This is a genomic window from Candidatus Enterococcus murrayae (assembly GCF_017315985.1).
Taxonomy (GTDB): Bacteria; Bacillota; Bacilli; order Lactobacillales; family Enterococcaceae; genus Enterococcus_A; species Enterococcus_A murrayae.
Genome location: NZ_JAFLVR010000020.1, coordinates 110,284 through 129,121, shown reverse-complemented (window position 1 = coordinate 129,121; position 18,838 = coordinate 110,284). Strand labels below are relative to the sequence as shown.

The following is an 18,838-nucleotide window of genomic DNA, read 5'->3' as shown; positions in this document are numbered from 1 at the left end:
TCCATCTATTTCATCGTAAAGAATTCTGCAATCGGACCAAGCGCCAATGATGGCAAGAAGCTTAAAGCCCCGATCACCAAAATAACAATAATCAACATAGAAACAAATGTTGGACTAACCGTCGATAGCGTTCCAGAGCTTAAAGCTGCTCTTCTTTTACCACCCATATTTTCTGCTAAGAATAAAATTGCAAAGATCGGTAAATATCTTGAAACAGCCATTAATAAGCTTCCTAAAATATTTGTGAACGTCGTATCTGCTAGTAAACCGCCAAAGGCACTTCCGTTATTGTTCGCTAATGACGTTGCGCCATAAAGCAATTCACTAAATGCGTGCGGGCCTCGATTTGTCAGCCACGTCATTATCTCTGGATGCAAGACCAAGGCCATCGCACCAAATAGAGTCAGCATCAAAGGGGTTAAAATGACGAGACTAGCCATCTTGATATCATAGGCTTCAATTTTTTTCCCCAAGTATTCGGGTGTTCGTCCTACTAAAAGACCAGCGATAAAGACGGCCAGCAATAAAAAGGCCAGCATCCCATAAAGTCCGTTGCCGACTCCCCCGAAGATAATTTCACCAAGCTGCATCAAAAATAGCGGAATCGCACCGCCAAGCGGCGTAAAGCTATCCAACATTGCGTTTACAGAACCATTAGAGGCCGCCGTCGTTGCTACTGACCACAGACTGGACCAGCCGATACCTAGCCGAATTTCTTTTCCTTCCAGATTCGTTGCGCCGATAACCTGCGAAAATTGTGGGCCGTAATACTCACTAAAGCCGACTCCAATGAAAGCAATCAAAAGGAAAAATAAGGAAACAATCATAATCGTTCGTCCCTGCTTCCAATCTTTGACCCAAAAACCAAAAGCAAAAATCAAAGCGGCTGGGATCAGCAGAATTGCGATATTCTCTAAAAAGTTAGAAAGCAGCGTCGGATTTTCAAAGGGATAAGCCGAGTTGGCGCCAAAGAATCCGCCGCCATTTGTTCCTAACTGCTTGATTGCTACCTGACTAGCGACAGGTCCTAAATAGAGCCACAGACTTTTTCCTTCCAAGCCCTGATAGCCAACTCCTGATTTAAATGACTGAACCGTGCCCTGCGAAATTAATAAAACAGCAAGAATTAGTGACAGCGGCAGCAATATATAAATTAGACTACGTGTCAAATCTTGCCAAAAGTTTCCTAGGGCCTTCTTTTTTACTTGTGAAAGTCCCCGCAGCAAGGCCGCTAACACAGAAATTCCGACACCTGCCGAAATAAAGTTTTGTACTGTTAGGCCAAACATCTGTGACGCATTTGATAGCGTTGTTTCACCAGCGTATGCCTGCCAATTGGTATTGGTCACGAAGCTGACTGCCGTGTTTAGTGCTAATGGCAATGACAAATTCTCTACTGCTGCTCCCCCTGGTAAAAAGTGCTGCGTCATTAAAATAATGACTAATAATATAATTGAAGAAATACTTAACAGCACCACATTCATAGCATAACGTTTCGCAGACATTTCTTTTTTACTGATTGGACCGATTGCTTTGTAAAAGAAATGTTCCACCGGTTGTAAAAAGCGTACGCCTTTAGGAATCCTTCCCTGCATAATTTCTTTAATATACCACCCTAGCGGCAATGCTATTATTAACAAAATAAATAGGAAAAATATTCCTTGATAGATTACACTGCTCATAGCTCTTCCCCCTTAAATAAAAACCAGAAAAGATAGATCATTAATAAGAGTCCGATAATTCCTAAAACAATCGTCATTTCATTTCTCTTCCTTTCACATCGTTATCCTTTACCTTGTAAGCATAAAAAAAAAGACCTAAAGATAGTGTGAAACTTGCACGCATTTCTTTACACTATCTTTATATGGTCTACAATTGTTGATCTAAAAGGATGTCGTCTGAAAATTTCGATAAAACTCCCCTGTTTTTCCTGTGAATTTTAGTACAGTAAAATCTGGTAATCCGCCGCCTTTTTCATAATAAATCTGATACTCATCACGCCAGAAAGCCTGTTTCTCAGCCTCCTTTGAGACTACCTCCATCTCACCCATCAATGTTACCCCGGTGAAAGTTAGCGGATCATAAAAATAGAGACAGGCTTTAGCATTATCCAAAAATTGTTGTACTTTTCTTGACGATGTATTTGTATGCAAATAAAACCGATTTTCTTCTACCTTAATTGGCTTCAGCATCGCTCGAATCATTGGATAACCCGCTTCTGTTACAGAACCAAGAAAACAAAGGTCGCTACTTTCAATCAATTTAGTGATTTCTTTATCATAATACATATGCTGCTCCTTTAGCTTTTTATTCAGTATTTCAAAAATCAAACGAAAAAACAAGACAAGCATTAACTTTCCATCTAAAACAACGCTATTTATCGTAGAAAAAAAAGCATCAGCTTTATAGAGCTGATGCCTTTGCTGATTACTCATTTACTGTTTTGTATATATCACTATCTTTGGTTTCTTTGAACAACTTGAAGCATATAAAGGAAATCACTAATACTAGTCCGCTGATTAATAGTAAGGGAATAAAGATCGAAGCGCTGTTCTGTTTGAATAATAACCCCATTAGTAATTGTCCTAATGGAACTGCACATTGACAAACCGCGATCACAGTCGCCATGATTTTACCTAGATTTTCTTTAGGTGTGATTCGCTGAATCAGTGAGATCATATAAACTGAAATGGCGCTGAGCATCATTCCGATCACGATTTCCATAAGAATGACAATCATAAAACCGATTGTTGTTCCCGTCAAACTCAGCATTATGTTCATGATCAGCAAAGCGATCCCTGAATACATAAACACGCGATAAAAATTATTGAATTTCAAATTTTTTGTTAGTGGTCCAGCAAACACCGCACCGATAATACTAGACAAACTGAAGACGGCCATTCCGACCCCATACATCGTATCATTTACCTGCAAGGTCATCCGCAGAATCACTGGCAAACCAACAATGAAGAATGAAGTCAGTACAAAATTGATAGCAGCTGCCATAATTATCGTCTTAAAAATCACACGGTTATTCTTCACTTCATGGAAGCCATCCTTCAAATCCCCGGTCAAGATTTCTAGGATAGTTCCAGGTGTTTGTTCCCGTTTTTCAAATGGAATCTTCAAAAAGCTCTCGATTAATGCGGCTGCAGCGAAAAAGATAATACTGCTGCCGACTAGCACATTCGCCCCGACCAATCCATAAAAAATACCTCCAATAATTGGTGCAATGACATTTGATAATTGCAAAATCCCATTAGATAGACCATTGATTTTTTCCAGGTCCTTTTCTTCTACTAATAATGGAATACTTGCCCCAACAACTGGTGTGTCAAAGCTTCCCACAATTGCCAAAATGAACAGTAAAAAACCGATGGCTAGAACCGATTGGGAGGTTCCAATCACAAAAAAGAGGAATCCAGCAATAATTGCATTCGCAACATCCATCAGCACCATCAAGTTTTTTCGGTTAAACCGATCTGCGATGGCTCCGCCAATTGGAGCAAATAATACAGGAATGCTCGAAATTGCTAAAACTGTCGCAAATATATCTGCTCTTCCTGTCACATCTAATACAAACAACGACAAAGCAAATCGTAAGATAGCCCCACCAAACACCGAAATAAATTGACCCAACATCAAAAACGTAATATTTCGTTTATTTCCCTTCACACGCTTTCCAACTCTCTATTAATTGATAGTTTCATCTTAACGAATTCTTAATATGAGAGCATCAGTCTAAAGTCTCATTCTTTCCTCATACTTCTAAGAAATCAAACCGTAATGCTTTAATCCCTCCAGTACGCCATTCTCTGTTTTAGCTATATAGGATGCTTGTTCCTTTAATTCCTCGGTCCCATGATGCATAGCGATTCCATGATCCACTAATTGAAACATACTTAGATCATTGTTCTGATCACCAAAAGCATATGTTTCCATCTGAATGCCTGCCATTGAGTTCAAAAATATCTGTATCGCAGCTCCTTTTGAAACATTTTTAGGCAATACATCGATTGCCAAAGGGGCAAAACGAACCGTATCTGCCACCATCCTTAATTCCTTGTTCACTTCTTTTTCCAACGCTGCATTTACGTAAAGATTCATAAAATTGACTGGATTATTTTGATAAAAATCAGCCTCTACAGGCACCTCTTTGATTCCCATATACGTCACGTGCTCCTCCACTATCTCCGAATAATTTGTTATGGCAAAGCCTTCTTGATTAAAATAACCAGCAGAAACTTGATATTGATCAGCGATTTGCAGAATCGTTTCGATTTCTGTTTGTGAAAATTTAGCATCCAAAAGAGTTTTTCCTGCTAACCGAACGTAACAACCATTTGACAAAATAAAGTGCTCCACACACAACTGTTTCAGCAGTTCCTTCACTTCGTAATAGCTGCGACCCGTAGCGATTACTGGCAGAATACCCTTTGCTCTCAATTCACTAAAAGCTGCGATCATTTCTGGTTCTACTTGCAGCCCTCCTCCGCAGCATAACGTTCCATCCAAATCAAAAAAAGCCAACTTCTTCATAAATACCCTCCATTAAAAATTGATTTATTTGAATGATGCACAAACCGACCTGCAGACACGCAAAAAAAGAGGAAAGTCAGTGCATCACAAATACACTGAACCTTTCCCCTCGGATCTTTTATATCAATAGGTGCCTTTTACATATGGTAAAAGATGAAGCCCTCGGTCACGATCCTCGTTTGAGTGGAACCCTAGCTCCAATTTTCCAGTTCGAAAAAATCATACCATATTCTGAAAGTGCGAGGCAACTACTTAATGTATAGAACATCAACCGCTTCTATTTAAGAAACGGGCATCCAAACAGGCTCGAACTGATTGCCATCTAAATCTGTTACTTCTAAGCTAAACATCTGATCTTCTGGTATTCCCATATCAACAGAAAAATAATCGCCGCCATTCGCCTTTGCCGCCTCTGCTATTTTCCTGACAGCATCCGCACTCTCAACAGAAAACGCTGTGAGTGTACCGCTCTGACTCTTCGTGTCTGCAATTTTTTTGTTCTTCAGGAATAAGTTATAAAAATCGTATTCCAGCAGCATAATCCAAAATGTATCATCCCAAACCATTGAGCTGGAACGCTCGTTAGAGAAATCTTCATTCTTCTTAAAGCCTAGCTTTTCATAAAAAACGGTCGAAGCTTGCACATCTTTCACTGGATAATTGACAAATACCATCGTTGACATATTGCTCACCCCTATAAATTTTCTTTCATTATGCAAGAATGTTGAATTCAAATCAAAGAAAACGCTTGTATAAAAGGTAACGAAAAACAGCTGTGCGAAATCATTTCGCACAGCTGCTGCCTCTTCTATATTATGGAAAGAATTTTTCTAGCAACGGACATTTTCTTTCTGCTGCTTCGTTTGATTTCGCCATTGCCTGGACTTTTTTGCGGTAGCGGATCGGTGATAGATGATACTTTTCCTTGAAACGTTTACTAAAATACGAAGAATTATTATAGCCGCAGTGAAAGGCAATGGCTGTAACCGGACTAGTGGTTTGATACAAGCGGATTGCAGCAGCAGTCAATCTTAAATCATTCAAATAGTGACTAAAAGACAAGTCAGCAATTTGAAAGACTTTTTGCAAAGTGCGGATCGATGTTTGACAATGCTCCGCGGTCTGCTCAATCGTCAAATCAGCATCCTGGAGGTTCTGTCGCATAAAATCCGTCGCACTCACCAAGAGCTCATTATAATTTTGACTGTCTAAAAACGGCGCGGTCTCGGAGAGCCATTCACAAAAAATCTGCAAGAAATGTTTCAATAGTAAGCGATTCTCTTCTTCCGAGCAATAGGAAAATTGTTCCGCGATTTGAAAGATCATCTCTAGTAATTCCCGCCCCATCCCTCTTTGGGCGTCAATCGTTTTACTGGTGGTTGAATCGGCTAAGATTTTCTCTGTTTGACAATCCTGTTGAATGAATAGATTGATTCCTTCTGTCCTTTTTTCGCGTTGATAGTGGCTTATTCCACACAGATCAAAGATACCAATCGTATAGTCTTTTAGAATGCTCGTGTTTTTTCCATCTGAATGACGTTCAAACCCATTTCTGATAAAACGAAAAGCCAAATAACCTTTTTGATCCTTGGTACATCGGGTAAAAACACCTTGAGAACGATCGACAATACTGTGTGTTAATACTAGGCGGTCTAATTGATAGATTCTGGAGACGGACAGGGTTTCTTTTGGACTATTGATCGTGTATTGATAGTTCAACTGAGACAAACCATTTGAATAATCCTGCGATTTGGAAAACTGAGTACATTGAGTTCCTCTTTCTGTCATCTGCTTTTCCGCTCCCCTCGCGTAATAGTTATATTCCTCGGGCGCTAAAATCATAGTCTTCTTTATCAGATATTCTATACTTTAATTATACTATTTGATCATATTTTCACAACATCATTTAACAAAGGAGGATTTGCTGTATGTCATCAAAATTTAAACATTTGTTTTCCCCTTTACAAATTGGTTCTGTTGAAATTCCCAATCGGATCGCTATGATGCCGATGGGTGTCTTCTCGCCTCGTTTACTAAGTACCGAGACTGTCGCTTATACAAAAGAAGGTGCCGATTACTACATTGAAAGAGCAAAAGGCGGTACTGGGCTGATCATTACTGGTCTGATGCCCGTTGTATCAAACATGGGCTTTTGTATTTTAAATAATCCAGAGGGCTATGTTAGAGAGATGAAGTATTTGATGGATGGCGTTCACGAAGCCGGCGGAAAAGTATTCGTCCAATTGACTGCTTTGACTGGTCGCGCAAATCACGGATTAGTCGGTATTTGTCCTGCCCCTGCTCCGATCCAAAATGTTTGGGACCCTACCAAAACAGATCGCGGCATGTCAAAAGAAGAGATCAAAGAGTACATTGAGAACTTTGCTAAGGGCGCTAAATTGGTTCAAGAGGCGGGCGGGGACGGCGTTGAGATTCACGCAGTTCATGAAGGCTACTTGCTGGATCAATTCGCAATCTCCTTCTTTAACCGTCGAACGGATGAATACGGTGGTTCACTGGATAATCGTTTACGGATCATCAAAGAGATTGTCGAAGGAATCAAAGAAGCCTGCGGACAAGACTTTCCAGTTTCGATGCGCTACAGCGTGAAGAGCTATGTTAAAGACTTTAACCGCGGTGCCATTCCCGGTGAAGCATTTGAAGAAAAGGGACGTGATTACGAAGAATCCTTTGTTGTCGCGAAGAAACTAGAAGAATTTGGCTATGATATGCTGAATTGCGATAACGGCAGCTACGATTCCTGGTTCTGGGCGCATCCCCCTATGTATATGCCAAAGGCCTGCAATTTAGAAGATGTCATGAAGGTGAAAGAAGTCGTCTCTATTCCGGTCGCCTGCGCAGGAAGATTTGATGATCCTTCGCTCGCAGATCAAGTAATTGCTAATGGAGAACTGGATATTATGGGTATGGGTCGTCCACTGTTGGCTGATCCTCAAGCGCCAAATAAATTTGCGGAAGGACGTTTAGATGATGTGCGTCCGTGTATTTATTGTCATCAAGGATGTTTAGGACGGATTTTCCAATTCAAAGATATTTCTTGTGCAGTCAATCCGGCTTGCGGTCGTGAAAAGAGCTATGCCTTGACTCCTGCTGAGACAAAGAAAAAAATCTTAGTCGTTGGCGGCGGAATTGGCGGAATGGAAGCTGCTCGCGTTGCAGCCATTCGCGGACACGCTGTTGATTTATTTGAAAAAACGGATCAGTTGGGCGGCGTCTTTGTAGCGGCAGCTACGCCCGATTTTAAAGAAGATGATCGACAACTGCTGGCTTGGTATAAGAAGCAAATGAATGATCTAAAGGTGAACATCCACATGAACAGCGAAGTGACTGAGGCTCAGACGAAGGGCTATGATGAAATCTTCGTTGCCACTGGAGCAAACGAACGTCGCTTAGATACACCAGGATTTGACGATAACCATGTGTCCTATGCCATCGAGGCGCTGCGATACAAAGAGGTTGAAGGTGAAAATGTTGTCATTGTCGGCGGTGGGCTGACTGGTTGTGAAATTGCTTATGACTTAGCGAAAAAAGGCAAAAAAGTCACGATCGTGGAAGCCAGCGAAACGATTCTGAATGCGTTTGGCTTATCTGCGGCAAACTACAATATGATGATGGAGCTTCTAGATTATTATCAAGTGACCGTGTTGAAAAATTCAGTGGTCGATAAATTTGCAGATGGGGTCGCTTATGTGACTGAGACAGTCAAAAATTATCCGAACGTCGCTAATCGTGCCCAGCATATGTTTGCTCTAGGTGTACAGGGGATGCCAAAACTACATGAAATCCCAGCGGACGATATCGTTGTATCTGTTGGGTACACATCCGATGATGCTCTTTATCAAGCAATCCAGGCTGACAATGTCCATCTGATCGGTGATGCCAAGAAACCAACCAATGTTATGGACGCCATTTGGGCAGCCTATGAAGCAGCAATGAATGTATAGCATTATTTAACTATTTAACGTCATTGCTAAAAATACTTTACAAAAATAAAGCCGAACGGACTTTTACAATTATTTTCAATAGTAAAAGTGTCGTTCGGCTTTTCATTTGATCCTACTCCTTATTCAGAAGCTAGCTCTTCTCCATTGGTCGCAATCACTTTTTTATACCAATAAAAACTGTCCTTGCGGCTACGATCAAAGCTGCCGTTTCCTTCGTCATCTTTGTCGACATAAATAAAACCGTAGCGCTTCGACATTTCTCCTGTGCCGCCAGAAACCAGATCAATACAACCCCAAGGTGTGTATCCGATTAGATTCACCCCATCAGCGATCGCTTTGTCCATTTCTTCTATGTGGCGACGGAAATAGTCGATTCGATAATCATCGTGAATCGCCCCATCTGCCTCAACCTTATCAACGGCACCTAAGCCGTTTTCCACGATCATTAATGGAATCTCGTAGCGATCATATAATTCGTTTAGTGTAAAACGCAGGCCAACCGGGTCGATCTGCCAGCCCCATTCACTCGTTTCCAGATAATTATTTTTTACACCGCCAAATAGATTTCCGCCGACACGATCACCGCTTTCATCAATATTTGCTGTGACGCAGCTCGTCATATAGTAAGAGAAGGTATAGTAATCAACTGTTCCTTCTTTCAAAATCTCCTCATCGCCAGCCTCAATCGTCAAATGAATGCCATGCTTCGCAAAATAATTCTTCATGTAATAAGGATATTTGCCTTTTACTTGCACGTCACCGCAGAACCAGTTCAACTTTTTAACCAGCTCTTGGCTGGCTAACACGTCCTCTGGTTTACAGGTCAACGGATACATCGTCATATAAGCCAGCATACAGCCGATTTGGAAATCCGGATTAATTTGGTGTCCGATTTTCACTGCTTTTGCACTAGCTAGGAACATATGATGCAGAGCCTGAAAACGACGCTCCTCATTATCCTCTTCATCTAAGATACCTAATAGGTTTCGACCGCCTAATGGCAGCGTGCCAAAATTGATTTCATTAAAGGTTAGCCAGTACTTCACTTTATCTTTGTAACGTTCGAAGAGTGTCGTCGCATAGTTTACGAAAAAGTCGATTGTTTTACGATCGAAAAAACCGCCATAATTTTCTGCCAGCGCATAGGGCAGCTCGAAATGACTGATCGTCACTAATGGTTCAATGCCATATTTTTTGTATTCGTCAAAAACTCGATCATAAAAAGCCAGTCCCTCTTCATTTGGTTCAGCCTCATCACCTTTGGGAAAAATCCGTGACCAGGCGATACTCAAGCGAAACACCTTAAAGCCCATCTCCGCAAACAATGCGATATCTTCTTTGTAGCGATGGTAAAAATCAATCCCATCATGATTAGGGTAGTAGCCATCGGGTTCGATCGTTGGTGTCATCACACGATGCTTATGAAGACCTCCAGCACGCATATGGTCTGGAATACTTTCACCCTTTCCGCCAATATCCCAGGCACCTTCGCATTGATTGGCGGCTGTTGCTCCGCCCCACAAAAAATCTTTAGGAAATGTCATTCACTTCGTCCTCGTTTCTTATTATTTTGGGTTGATCGCTTTTTAAAACAACAAAAACCCGTCAACAAATAAAGCGTTCCACACGCTCGATTTATCAACAGGTTTAGCTTGCTTAATGCAATCACTATCCATTTGTATTCATTTCTACAAGAATTATAGCATTACGCCTTCAAAAAATGCAAACGCTTTTTCTAATTAAAAAAACGGTTCTGCATTTCCTTCACTCGTTGCTTCAATTCACCCGCATTATCTTTCGCCTTTTCTAGCGAATCAATCAAATTGTCGCAGGCTGTGAGGATACTGTCATCCGGATCGGTTGGATTCAATAACGTTTTGATATCCTGCTTTTCCTGATCGATCGCATTTAGCATGCGCAAAATGGCTGCCAGTGAATATTTGGCTGATCGCAATGTTCGAATGATCTTTAAACGTTTGATATCCTCTGCATCGTAAACACGATAATTATTTTTACTTCTTTTAATTGCAAGCAATCCGTTGCGTTCCCAGTTGCGCAAAGCCTCCGAGGTTACACCGAGGTATTCAGCCGTTTCGCTTCTAGTCAGAAAGAGGTCCTCTTCTTCCAACCTGCCAGCGAGAAGATTTTCTACTACCTTGATTACTTCATGGGCATTAGAAATCTCCTGATCTACTAACTGGAGATAACGATCAAGTAAAGCTTGTGCCTCGGTGAAATCATAGCGGGCAACCGCCTTGACCATATCCACCATGATCATGCGCAGGCCGGATTGTAAAACCTCGATCTGAAAAGCGATCTGAGCAATTTTGATCGTTTCAACATGGTAATCAGTAAAAACACGATACCCATTGTTCGCTCTGGGAGGAATGGGTATCAGCTCCCATTCCTCGTAACGACGGATCGTATTCGGATGTAAACCAACGAGGGCTGCCACCTCAGAAGTGCTGTATGTTTTCATCTTCATTCCCTCAATCATTAACTAAAAGTGTCAGTTCGTGCAGTGCTCTGGAACAGCTTGTATAAAGTCTGGTGCTTTTCTCACTTAGCTGACTCCTACGAATATCTGGCAAAATAACCTGATCAAATTCCAAGCCCTTCGCAAATTGCGTTGTTGTTAGAATGATTCCCTCCGCAATTTTTTTCGTCTCCTTTTCGAAGCGAACAAGGGGCTCATTGGGCAGTGCTGCTTCGATTTTTGCCGCTGCCTGCCAATCTTGACAAATTATACCACAAGATTTATGGTCACTTTCTTTGAAGTCTGCGATTTTTTGCTTCAAAACTTCTTTTTCGTACGAATGAATCTCGACTGCTTTTCCATGTCGCTCGACAGGTTGAATCTCCTGCGCGTCGTCAATAAATTGTTTGGCAAAGGTCATAATCTCAAAGCTGGATCGATAGCTCGTCATAAATTTCAGCAGTCGTACATTGGGCAGTACAGATTGGATCTCCGTTAAAAAATCTGTATCCGACGAAACCAATGATTGATGAACGTCTCCGCAGATCGTCTTTTGGCAAGGAAATAGTCGATCGATCACTGAAAGCTGCAGGACAGAATAATCCTGCATTTCATCGATCACTAAATGCTTGACCTGTTTATTGGGCTTGATTCCTTCAATCATTGATTTGAACAATAAATAGGGAAATAAATCAGAGTAATGAATCGTATTCCGCTCTTTCGCAAATTCCAAGCTGTTCGCTGCGAGAAATTTATAATAATCTGCTAAGCTGCCAGTTATTTTTACGTTTTTCTTGAACTGCTGCTCAAGCTGTTTTGAGAATACTTCCCGCTTCGGCTCCGAAACGCGTTTGCTTAGAAGTGCGGAAACCTCTTGGATAAGTTCGAAGAGGCTTTTATCCGTCTGCTGATCGACCAATCGTTTGACTTCTTCAGGAAAGATTCGCTGATCGGCGATGGTGATTTCCGTTGAGAATAATTGAGCTTTCAATTCTTCAAAATAATCCTTCAGCTTAGTAAAAAAGTCTTTAGATTGTTTGTAGCGGTAATTTGCTGCCAGCTTCGAATCCGGGTTTTCCAAAGTTTCCTTTAGCTCATCCTGACGATCAGTTACTTGATAGTTTTCCTCAATAAACAGCATTCCTAAACGAACAATATCCACCTGCGGCAGATCATCTTCTCCCAGCTCAGGTAAAACGGTTGAGATATAATCCGCAAATACCTGATTAGGTGAAACGATCAAAATATCAGCAGACGACAATTCCTCTTTTTTCTGATAAAGCAGATAAGCCATGCGATGAAGAGCGATCGAGGTTTTGCCTGATCCAGCGGCACCTTGAATTACTAAATTTTTCGTCTTTGTATCGCGGATCGCCGCATTTTGCTCCCTTTGAATCGTATGGATGATCGTCTTCATTTCATTGGAGGTGCTTTTCCCCAGCTCTCTCATGAGCAATTCATCATTAACAGCATCGTTTGTATCGACGATAAGCTCGATTTTGCCATTTTTGATTTCAAATTGCCGCTTCAAGCGCAGCTGTCCAAAGAATTTCTGATTATGCGATTCGTAATAGGCATCCCCAAGAGAAAAATCATAGTACATTGAGGAAATCGGCGCCCGCCAATCATAGATTAATTGTTCTCCATATTTATCCGCAAAGCCGTAGCGGCCAATGTAAAAATCTTCCGTTTCGTCCTCCTCGTCAAATTGAAAAGCAATCTTGCTGAAGTACGGTGTCGCTTTCTGATAGTTCAGCTTTTTCAATACATTTGCTTCCAGTACACTTCGACTGTCGAGATAATTCAAATTTTGATGATGATTGTAGACTTCATATTTGTCCAGCTCATTTTTATAGTCGATCGTATAATGCTTCAGCTCTTTGTAATTCTTCTCGTTTGCCTGTAGGGCTTCTTCTACTTCTACGATCTTTTCTTCGAGCTTCGCCGAAACCTCTGTTAAATAGTTCTCCTCAGTCATTGAATGCATACAATCCTCCCCTTTCATCAGTCCTTATCTTAACAAAGCGATTCAGGGTTGGTGTTATAGTGGAGGGTTTATAAATAAAAAAACAGCCGATAAAGTGCCTATTCGACAATAACAGGTTTTATTTGGAATTGTATAGCGGGATGATTGATAGTCTTCAAATGATAACCACTGTTTGATTTTCCTCAGAAACGACAATAAAACAGACCTGAAGTGTCAACAGGTCTGTCATAAGCTTGAGAATGAAATTTCTTGCGGATTTATTTGACTAATTCTTTTTCCTTGTATGGAGCGGGTTCGCCAAATTGCGGAAAGCCTTTTTCATCCCATGAAAATACTTGAGCATTCGCATGACGATTTGGATTATCCAATGGATCCCCTGCCTTGTTCTTCTCAGGACGCGCATGGAAAATCAACACATCCTCGGTATCCGCCTCATTTCTAGTAAATGAGTTATGGCCAGGACCATATTGTTGGTTCTGCTCGGAGGATACAAATACAGGTTCTTGGCTCTTATGCCACGAAAAGCCGTCCAATAGATCACTGGTGTCATCTGCCCAGAGTAAGCCCATCGCATAATTTTCATCTGTCGCGCTTCCCGAATAAGTGATGAAAATTTTGCCATTTCGCTTGATCACAGCGGGGCCTTCATTTACCCAAAAGCCGATTTTCTCCCAATCATACTCTGGAATCGTCAACAAGGTTTGTTTTCCTATTAATGTCCACGGATTCGCCATTTCAGAAATGTACAGATTTGAGTTTCCGGGTATACGCGGGTCCAGCTGTGCCCACACATAATAAAGCTTGCCTTGATGCTCAAAGGTTGTTGCGTCTAAACTGAAGCTTTCAAACTGTGTGACGATCTGGCCTTTTTCGACCCATTCCCCTTCAAAAGGATTCGCCTGTTCATTTTCTATGACAAACATGCGATGATGATGGTGCTGATCCCGAATGTCAGAATGGTCGCTTGCAGCAAAATAGATATACCATTTTCCTTGGATATAGTGGATTTCCGGTGCCCAAATCAGCTGGCTCATGTTCCCCGTTTCGTGAGCATGCCAGATCGTTACCGCTTCTGCTGAACCGAGCTCATTCAGTGATTTGGCTCTGCGCAGCTCCAACGTTTGATAGCCGGGAACAGAGCCCATAAAGTAATACCAACCATCCTGATGCTTATAGACCCAAGGGTCGGCTCTTTCTAAAACGATCGGGTTATTGTAGGTGTTTTGCATGTGACTTCCTCCATTATCTGATTTCAACCGCGTCTTCTGCGGCTGTGATTGTCTTTTCAGTTTTCTTATCATTTTCTAAAGTAAAGATACTGATTATCGTAATGACTAATACGATACCAGCTAATAATAAGTAGGTCTTGTGAAAACCAATGCCATCGTATAAGCTTCCTGAGATTGTTGAAAAAACGAAGACAGATACTTGTTTGGCAAAATTCGAGCCTAACATATAGATTGTTGCATATAATTTTCGGTCAAAGGTATGAGAAATATACTTCATAATTGAAACAAGCAGCAACGGCATTTCCAAACCTGCCAAAATACGGAAAAAGATCAGGAATGGATAGCTCGGTGAGAGAGCGCTACCAAAAATACGTAAAAATGTAATAAATCCAAAGATGATTAATCCTCGCTTAGCGCCGATTTTATTAATGATATAAGGCATTGGTATCATAAGTAAAAGTTCTAATCCCACTTGAGCGGACGCCATGTAGCTATAAATGATCGTTCCGTCATTTCCGTTTTCAAAGAAGCTCTTGAAATAAACAATAAATTGTTGATCGAATACATCATATAAAGCAGCTGCGCCAATATAAAACAAGGCCAAGGCCCAAAAGTTCTTCAATTTAAAGATCGAGAAAATCGTTTTTCGGTCTAGCTTCGAGTCTTCTGTTGTCTGAGTCAAATCCTCTTCAGTCACATCTACTTTATCGAAGAAAATGACTAAAATAGACAAAATTGTTCCAGCAACAGAACAGGCCCAAAAAATCGCTGTCGGATTCCAAACAAACAGTCTGCCGGCAATCAACGTCGCTACGATTCCAGCCAGCGAACCGCCCATGCGAGAATGCCCGTATTCGAAATTGTTGACCCAGCTTGCACGCTCGATGTATTGTTCAATGACACCAACACCGCCATTTAAAACAAAGCTCAGATACAATCCTGCCGTTAAGATGCCTAGATATAAATTGATTTCCAACAATGGCAGCATCAGCCATTGGAAAAATGGTCCGATAAAGATCGCACTGAGCGAAATAGCGGCTAATAATGTCTTTTTGAACTTCAAACGGTCAGAAAGAATCCCGAATATTGGTTGAAAGGCCAAAGAGATTCCCGCCATAACCGAAAACAACAGCCCAGCCGCTGTTCCTCCTAATCCGGCGACCTGCTCCAACCATAAGGTCAGATAGCCATAGACAACAGCCCAAGAGAAGAAATACGCAAAGTGACTTCCAGCAAAACTCCAAAAATGCTTTTTTTGATTGTTTACCATAATAATCTCCCTTAACATTTACATTAATCAAACAAGTAAATAGAAAGCGCTTTTCTTTTACATTCCCATCATAGATCAATAAATATCTAAAGTCAAACATAAAATTATTAATCTAAATTACAAATCCATTGCCTGATTAATGTTTTTATTAACTTTATCCCATTGATTTTTCGCTTTCAAATTGTATAATTAAGGTAATCGTTAATTCAAAGGAGATTTTTTATGCAGCTAGATATTACTCAAGATTCTCTTCCAGTTTATGAAGCACTAGCCAGTTCGGTTCGTTTAACTATTATTCAGTTGCTCTCTAAAAAGAAGATGAGTGTAAAAGAAGTCGCTTCGGAGCTTGGACTCAGCAGTGCAATCGTGACCATGCACATAAAAAAACTAGAAAACGCCGGTCTTATCACTACCGATCGTCTGGGCCGCTCAAAAGTTTCTAGCTTGAAGGTCGATTCTATTACGATAAATTTTCCAAAAAAAATCTACACGGCCTACAATACACTTGATACGTCGATCCCGATTGGTCAATACACAAATTTTTCGATTGTTCCCCCCTGTGGTCTAGCTACTTCAGAGGATTTCATTGGGATCAATGACCATCCAAAATATTTTATGGATCCTTCAAGAATGAATGCTCAAATTCTCTGGTTTACCCAAGGCTACATCGAATATCAAATTCCTAATTTATTAGAGGATGATCAAAAGCTGGAAATGTTGGAAATCTCCATGGAGATCGCCTCCGAATTTCCTTTTTCAAACAATAACTGGCCATCCGATATCTCTTTTTCACTAAATGGGAAGGACTTGGGAACATGGACCTCACCTGGAGATTTCTCTGATACTCGCGGAAAAAATAATCCCTCCTGGTATCCAGATAATTTGAATCAGTACGGACTGCTTAAAACGATTCGAATAATGGACCATGGAACTTACATGGAGGGTGAGCCCTTGTCTGCCACCAAAATCAGTGACTTTCATTCATCAGACACCCAGCTTTGGACTTTGCGGATCGAAGTCAAATCTGATGCTGCCAATGTTGGCGGCTGTACAATCTACGGGAAAAAATTTGGTAATCATGAACAGGATATTGATTTCAAACTATTTTACAGCTAGAATTGAGCTCAGCTATTAGTGCAAGATGGACCTGCCAAAGATGTTGACAGGTCTATCTTTTTGTAATAATTATTTTATGTAAACCTAATCAATCACCGTGCACTTCTGGAAAAACAGAGGGTGCATTCTCAAATTGACGTTGATAGTATTTAACGAATCGATAAATTGGAGGTAAAAATGAAAAAGCAGCTATTCTTAATGAGGCATGGAGAAACACTTTTTAACCAATTAAAAAAAGTTCAGGGCGCCTGTGATTCGCCTTTGACCGAAAAAGGGATCGTGCAGGCCCACCAAGCACGAGAATTTTTTCAAGAAAATGGGATTCAATTTGATCACCTCTACTCTTCTACTCAAGAACGTGCTTGTGACACCTTGGAGATCATAACGAATAATAAAAGCTACCAACGCTTGAAAGAACTGAAGGAGATGGGGTTTGGCTCCTTCGAGGGCGAGCAGCAATTTTTACAACCGCAGGGAAAGGAATATTTTGAGAATTTTTATCTGCAATTCGGCGGCGAATCCATGGCGATGGTCCAAAAACGAATGACTACTGCGCTGTATCAAATCATGGCGCAGGAGGATCACCAAAATGTCTTGGTGATGTCTCATAATGGAGCTTGCATCAGCTTTCTTCAAACGATCTGGCAAGGCGATGAAGCCGACCTCATTCGTTCGTTTCCAAATTGTGCGATATTTATATTAACCTATGAGAATCACACATTCTGTCTAGAAGACATCATTGATCCGTCAATTAAAAAAAGTATTCTATAGAACAAAACATAACAGAATTAAAGTCATTTTGAAAAATACTTAACAAAACGAAAGCGAATGGCCTTATTACTTTCATAATCGAAAGTAGTAAAGTCATTCGCTTTTATCATTATTCTTTTCGATCGCCTAATACCTTTTTAAAAACAGGCGTATCATTGTTTTTTCCGTAATCAAAATCACTACTTAACGCCTTCAGCGTCTCCATATCCTCTTGTGAAATTTGAAAATCAACATCCGCGTTATTAGCCATGTGTTGGCGATTCTGCGTTTTTGGCAACGGTAAAAGGTCTAATTGCAGGCAGTAGCGAATAGCCAGCTGCGGGATCGATACCTCGTATTTTTTCGCCAAAGCTGTAATCGTTTCACTCTGAAGCATTGCACCATGGGCGATTGGTGAATAGGCTTCTACCAGCAAGTTATTTGCTTGAGAATAATCGATGACCTCGAAGGGTGTTTGGCCAATGTGGGCGAGCACTTGATTCACCATTGGCTTGATCGTAGTATGTTCTAATAGATTCTTTAAGTCCACCACTTCAAAATTGGAAACACCAATCGCTCGCAGCTTTCCAGCCTGATAGGCTTCTTCTAACGCTTGCCAAGCGGCTAAATTGCCTTCAAAATAATGATTGTCGCCTTGGAAATCTACCCATGGCTTCGGACTGTGAATGATCATCAAATCAATATAGTCCAAGTCTAGTTTTCTTAGTGAGTCATCGATGGCCTTGACCGCACCTTCATAATCCTTGATTTCAGCAGCAAGCTTCGTTGTAATAAACAACTCCTCTCGCGGCTGAGTGCTGGCTTTGATTGCGGCTCCTACGCCTTCTTCGTTTTCATAGGCCTGTGCAGTATCAATATGACGATAGCCTACTTCGATCGCTTCTAAGACTTTTTCAGTTACTTGGTCATTCGTGATTTTCCATGTTCCATAGGCAATTTTTGGTATTTTGACTCCGTTTGTTAATGTATAGGTTTCTTTTAACACATTTATTCCCTGCTTTCTTAATTGATTCTTTCGACTTCTACTTGAGCGTTTCCTAGCTGCTCAATCAGCTGTTGATTATTGACGATCCGGCCAACTCTAGTATAAGAGTAGCTTGTATCAAAGGACTGATAGAATACCACAAGGGTCCTTTCTCCATAAAGCATAATGTCTCCTGCTTCGATTTTGCCAACTCTTTTGGCCTCACTAGGAAGGTTTTCAGGCAGGTCATAATATTTTTCATTTTGATGCAAATCCTGCATCGTGAATTTCTTCGGCAATAGTTGTTGCAGCTTTTTTACGGTTGGATTCGTTTCCCATTCTATTTGCAGTTCGTTCCCATTCACCTGCAGTCGCAGCATGTCTACACGTTCCTCTTTAGTCCTCTCGGTTGATTGATCATAGGTGGAATTTTCTGTTGCAGAGCAGGCGGACAATATGGCAAGACCGCTCCAAAGCAAGCCGATAACAAGCAGCATTCGCAAAAACTTCACTCTCATCCC

16 protein-coding genes are annotated in these 18,838 nt (G+C 41.0%); 3 read left to right on the top strand and 13 right to left on the bottom strand.

Annotated features, from left to right (window positions below):
• Positions 1 to 5: 5 nt before the first annotated feature.
• The 6 genes from kdpA to JZO85_RS08825 all read right to left on the bottom strand — a co-directional run bounded on the left by kdpA (position 6) and on the right by JZO85_RS08825 (position 6,327).
• Positions 6 to 1,682 (bottom strand): potassium-transporting ATPase subunit KdpA, encoded by a 1,677-nt coding sequence (kdpA, locus tag JZO85_RS08850; protein ID WP_207108148.1) that lies wholly within the window; start codon positions 1,680 to 1,682, stop codon positions 6 to 8.
• Between the two features lie 201 nt (positions 1,683 to 1,883).
• Positions 1,884 to 2,288, bottom strand: coding sequence for a pyridoxamine 5'-phosphate oxidase family protein (locus JZO85_RS08845; protein ID WP_207108147.1), 405 nt, complete (start codon positions 2,286 to 2,288; stop codon positions 1,884 to 1,886).
• 139 nt (positions 2,289 to 2,427) lie between these two features.
• The gene (locus JZO85_RS08840) at positions 2,428 to 3,675 is read right to left on the bottom strand and encodes an MFS transporter (RefSeq protein ID WP_207108146.1); all 1,248 of its coding nucleotides are present in this window, start codon (positions 3,673 to 3,675) and stop codon (positions 2,428 to 2,430) included.
• A gap of 93 nt (positions 3,676 to 3,768) precedes the next feature.
• A complete protein-coding gene (locus JZO85_RS08835; protein WP_207108145.1) occupies positions 3,769 to 4,539 on the bottom strand; it encodes an HAD family hydrolase in 771 nt (256 codons plus the stop codon).
• Between the two features lie 281 nt (positions 4,540 to 4,820).
• Complete coding sequence (locus JZO85_RS08830; protein ID WP_207108144.1) at positions 4,821 to 5,222, bottom strand: VOC family protein; 402 nt, start codon at positions 5,220 to 5,222, stop codon at positions 4,821 to 4,823.
• Between the two features lie 130 nt (positions 5,223 to 5,352).
• Positions 5,353 to 6,327, bottom strand: coding sequence for an AraC family transcriptional regulator (locus JZO85_RS08825; protein ID WP_242550282.1), 975 nt, complete (start codon positions 6,325 to 6,327; stop codon positions 5,353 to 5,355).
• 140 nt (positions 6,328 to 6,467) lie between these two features.
• Here JZO85_RS08825 and JZO85_RS08820 point away from each other — a divergent pair, with 140 nt between their 5' ends.
• Entirely contained in the window at positions 6,468 to 8,504 is a 2,037-nt protein-coding gene (locus tag JZO85_RS08820; protein WP_207108142.1) for an FAD-dependent oxidoreductase, read from the top strand.
• Positions 8,505 to 8,623: 119 nt separating this feature from the next.
• Here the strand turns inward: JZO85_RS08820 and JZO85_RS08815 are convergent, their stop codons facing one another.
• The 5 genes from JZO85_RS08815 to JZO85_RS08795 all read right to left on the bottom strand — a co-directional run bounded on the left by JZO85_RS08815 (position 8,624) and on the right by JZO85_RS08795 (position 15,466).
• On the bottom strand, positions 8,624 to 10,048 hold the full coding sequence (locus tag JZO85_RS08815) for a glycoside hydrolase family 1 protein (RefSeq protein WP_207108141.1): 1,425 nt from the start codon (positions 10,046 to 10,048) through the stop codon (positions 8,624 to 8,626).
• Between the two features lie 191 nt (positions 10,049 to 10,239).
• Positions 10,240 to 10,983, bottom strand: a complete 744-nt coding sequence (locus JZO85_RS08810) for a MerR family transcriptional regulator (RefSeq protein WP_207108140.1) — start codon at positions 10,981 to 10,983, stop codon at positions 10,240 to 10,242.
• A 10-nt stretch (positions 10,984 to 10,993) separates the two neighbouring features.
• Positions 10,994 to 12,967, bottom strand: coding sequence for a HelD family protein (locus tag JZO85_RS08805; RefSeq protein WP_207108139.1), 1,974 nt, complete (start codon positions 12,965 to 12,967; stop codon positions 10,994 to 10,996).
• A gap of 257 nt (positions 12,968 to 13,224) precedes the next feature.
• Complete coding sequence (locus tag JZO85_RS08800) at positions 13,225 to 14,196, bottom strand: glycoside hydrolase family 43 protein (RefSeq protein ID WP_207108138.1); 972 nt, start codon at positions 14,194 to 14,196, stop codon at positions 13,225 to 13,227.
• A gap of 13 nt (positions 14,197 to 14,209) precedes the next feature.
• Positions 14,210 to 15,466 (bottom strand): oligosaccharide MFS transporter, encoded by a 1,257-nt coding sequence (locus JZO85_RS08795; protein WP_207108137.1) that lies wholly within the window; start codon positions 15,464 to 15,466, stop codon positions 14,210 to 14,212.
• Positions 15,467 to 15,688: 222 nt separating this feature from the next.
• Here JZO85_RS08795 and JZO85_RS08790 point away from each other — a divergent pair, with 222 nt between their 5' ends.
• Together JZO85_RS08790 and JZO85_RS08785 are read left to right on the top strand one after the other, a co-directional pair.
• Positions 15,689 to 16,582 (top strand): ArsR/SmtB family transcription factor, encoded by an 894-nt coding sequence (locus JZO85_RS08790; RefSeq protein ID WP_207108136.1) that lies wholly within the window; start codon positions 15,689 to 15,691, stop codon positions 16,580 to 16,582.
• A gap of 177 nt (positions 16,583 to 16,759) precedes the next feature.
• Positions 16,760 to 17,353, top strand: a complete 594-nt coding sequence (locus tag JZO85_RS08785; protein ID WP_207108135.1) for a histidine phosphatase family protein — start codon at positions 16,760 to 16,762, stop codon at positions 17,351 to 17,353.
• A 109-nt stretch (positions 17,354 to 17,462) separates the two neighbouring features.
• Here JZO85_RS08785 and JZO85_RS08780 read toward each other — a convergent pair whose 3' ends face one another.
• Both JZO85_RS08780 and JZO85_RS08775 read right to left on the bottom strand, forming a co-directional pair.
• Positions 17,463 to 18,338, bottom strand: a complete 876-nt coding sequence (locus tag JZO85_RS08780) for an aldo/keto reductase (RefSeq protein ID WP_207108134.1) — start codon at positions 18,336 to 18,338, stop codon at positions 17,463 to 17,465.
• A gap of 17 nt (positions 18,339 to 18,355) precedes the next feature.
• Positions 18,356 to 18,835: a cyclophilin-like fold protein gene (locus JZO85_RS08775; protein WP_207108133.1), complete on the bottom strand. Its 480-nt coding sequence runs from the start codon at positions 18,833 to 18,835 to the stop codon at positions 18,356 to 18,358.
• Positions 18,836 to 18,838 lie beyond the last annotated feature (3 nt).